Annotated in this window: 1 protein-coding gene; it reads right to left on the bottom strand. The window is 65.5% G+C overall.

Translation table 11 applies throughout. From position 1 onward, the window contains the following. On the bottom strand, positions 1-1,038 hold a 1,038-nt coding region (locus tag QRN54_RS33320), incomplete at both ends, for an AMP-binding protein (RefSeq protein WP_285184029.1).

The following is a 1,038-nucleotide window of genomic DNA, read 5'->3' as shown; positions in this document are numbered from 1 at the left end:
CGTTGCCGCCGGGGCCGAGGGGCTTGGCGTCGTCGTCGACGATCTTCGCGGAGATGCCGGGCAGTGGGGCCATCGCGGATCCGGGTTTGGTGGCGGTGATACCGGGGAGTGGGGAGATCATGATCGCGCCGGTCTCGGTCTGCCACCAGGTGTCGACGATGGGGGCTTTGTTGCCGCCGATGACCTCTCGGAACCAGCGCCACGCTTCGGGGTTGATGGGCTCGCCCACAGATCCGAGGAGGCGGATCGAGGACAGGTCGTGGGCGTCGGGGATCTCGCGGCCCCACTTCATGAACGTGCGCACGAGGGTGGGTGCGGTGTAGTAGATGGAGACGCCGTACTTCTCGATGATGTCGAAGTGGCGGTGCTCGTTCGGGGAGTTGGGGGTGCCTTCGTAGACGACCTGGGTGACGCCGTTCGAGAGGGGTCCGTAGACGATGTAGGAGTGTCCGGTGACCCAGCCGATGTCGGCGGTGCACCAGTAGACGTCTTGTCCCGCTTTGTGATCGAAGACGTTGTGGTGGGTGTACGAGGCCTGGGTGAGGTAGCCGCCGGAGGTGTGGATGATGCCCTTGGGCTTTCCGGTGGTGCCGGAGGTGTAGAGAATGAACAGGGGATGTTCGGCGTCGAAGGCTTGCGCCTCGTGCTCGGGTGAGGCCTGTGCGACGGTTTCGTGCCACCACAGGTCGCGGCCGTCGGTCCAGTCGACGTCGATGCCGGTCCGGTTGACCACCAACACGTTCTGGACGGATTCGGCTCCGGCGACGGATTCGTCGACCGCTGTTTTGATGGGTGCTGCTGCGCCGCGTCGCCACTGGCCGTCGACGGTGACGACGAGTTTGGCTTGGGCGTCGTCGATGCGTGAGCGTAGGGCGGTGGCGGAGAATCCGGCGAAGACGACGGAGTGGGTCAGGCCGAGGCGGGCGCAGGCGAGCATGGTGACGATCGCTTCGGGGATCATCGGCATGTAGATCGCTACGCGGTCACCGGCGACGAGGCCGAGGTCGGTGAAAGTGTTTGCGGCGCGGCTGACTTCGG

The organism is Rhodococcus sp. MEB032 (assembly GCF_030208925.1).
Classification (GTDB): Bacteria; Actinomycetota; Actinomycetes; order Mycobacteriales; family Mycobacteriaceae; genus Rhodococcus_F; species Rhodococcus_F qingshengii.
Note: the sequence above shows the minus strand (reverse complement) of the source record. Positions and strands in the feature narration are given on the sequence as shown.